Below are 1,764 nucleotides of genomic sequence, written 5' to 3' on the forward strand. Positions count from 1 at the left end.
CGCCGTCGTTGTCGGTCTCGCCGTGGCCGTTCGTGAAGTGGACGCCGGCGACGGTGCCTGTGAACCCCTCGACGGGGGTGGTGATCTTGGTGCTCATCACGCGCTCACCTTCAGGTTGCGGAACACCGACGCGGCCTTGGTGCGCTTGAGTGCGCAGCCGACGGGGCCGAGTTCGACCTCGCCCTTCTTCACCGCACCGGCGGTGGAGAAGTCGGGGAGCCACGTCTGCACGAGCTGGCCGCCGACGGTGGAGACGCCGTGGAAGGCATCGAGGCCGACGCGGTAGGCGAACAGGTCGGTCAGGCCGGTCTGGGCGGTGCCGACGGTGCGGGACTCGATCGGGATGACCGGATCGTTGGTGCCCGGCTTCGTGCCGGCGTCGACGAGCAGGATGCCGCCGTAGGTTTCCCGCTCGATCGGACGGCCACCGGCGCCGACGAGGCCGTCGATGGGGTCCTTCACGTACTGGCCGGATCGGCGGGCGATGGCGCGGACGCGGGCGAGCGCGCGGGCGTTGCCTGCGATGACGGTGGGGGTGCCGTCGAGCATGGACAGCCACTCGTCGAGAGCGTCGAGGGCCTTGAACGCGGACCGCTCGTCGGTGTCGAAGTCCGTCCAGTTCGTGACCGTGGTGGCGTTGAACTCGGTCGAGCTGCCGGTGAGGGCCTTGTCGAGGCCGTCGAATCCGTTGGCGTCGACGGCGGTGTCGCCGTTGATCAGCTCGTCGTTGAACTTCGCGTTGGTCGACTTGACCTTCTGCGAGATGTTCAGCGCGACGTTGCTGGACGCGGCGGGGCCGAGCTTCGCGAGGACGCGGTCGACCTCGAAGCTGCCGCCCATCACTGCGAGGGTGATGGACTTCTTCTCGGTCGTGACGTTCTGCGGCGTGTACTCGGTGTTGTACGCGCGGGTCGCGGCGGTCGCCTGGGTGACCAGTCGCCGGTACCCGTAGTCGAGGGTGCCGCCGCCGGTGGGGCTGACTGCGTCGTCGAAGATCAGGGAGTCGAGGATCGCGTTGGTCTTGCGGAACTCGTCGATGACCGCGGCGTCGTAGTCTTCCTGCGCGTTGAGCTTCGATTCGGCGAGGGAAATCGCCATGGGTTGCCTCCTGGGCTAGTTGCTGTAGTGGGCGCCGATCGCGCCGTCGAGGGTGGTGGGCTTCGGCTTGGGCCGTTCGCCGCCGACGCCGTTGCCGGATCGGCCTGCGCTCTTGCTGTCCTGTGCGGTGGCGAGGCGCTTGGCGAGGGCGTCGACCTTGTCGGCGGGGACACCGGCGAGGAGCTCGAGGTCCTTGTCGTCGGAGATGCCGTGCTTGCGGGCGGCACGCTCGATCGCGAGATCGGCCTCGAGCTTCTCGGCTCGGGTCTTCTCGGCGTCGCGTTCGGCTTCGGCGCGTTCTTTCTCGCCGAGCTTGGCGAGACGGTCCTTCTCGGCTGCCGCCTTGTACTTGGCGACTTCCTGCTCGGCGGCCTTGGCGCGTGCGCGTTCGGCTTCGAGGGCCTTCTTGCCGCCTTCGCCGAGTGGCTCGTCGTCGTCCGACTTCTTGCCTGCGTCGCCGGTATCGGGCTTGTTTGCACCTGCGTCGCCGGTGTCGTCACCCTGGCCGGTCTTGCCGTCGCCGTTGCCGTCGTGGCCCTCGTCGTCGCGACGGGGGTGCATGCGGCCCGGCCAGCGGCCGGAGGTGGCGAACGGGTCGATGCCGAATCCGGCGCCGACGATCAGGGCGAGTGTCGTGGTGGTGCGCATGGTGCTCCTTCGGGTGTG

At 68.7% G+C, this 1,764-nt stretch carries 2 protein-coding genes; both read right to left on the reverse strand.

Translation table 11 applies throughout. From position 1 onward, the window contains the following. Positions 1 to 96: 96 nt before the first annotated feature. On the reverse strand, positions 97 to 1,098 hold the full coding sequence (locus A8G15_RS26240) for a major capsid protein (RefSeq protein ID WP_068165977.1): 1,002 nt from the start codon (positions 1,096 to 1,098) through the stop codon (positions 97 to 99). Between the two features lie 15 nt (positions 1,099 to 1,113). After that, positions 1,114 to 1,764 (reverse strand): hypothetical protein (locus A8G15_RS26245; protein ID WP_211270251.1); only part of this gene is annotated, 651 nt, incomplete at its 5' end.

It is taken from the genome of Rhodococcus phenolicus, assembly GCF_001646785.1.
Taxonomy (GTDB): domain Bacteria; phylum Actinomycetota; class Actinomycetes; order Mycobacteriales; family Mycobacteriaceae; genus Rhodococcus; species Rhodococcus phenolicus.

Excerpts from the sequence above, each read along its gene's own strand:
- A8G15_RS26240 (WP_068165977.1), bottom strand. The coding sequence starts at position 1,098 with ATGGCGATTTCCCTCGCCGAATCGAAGCTCAACGCGCAGGAAGACTAC.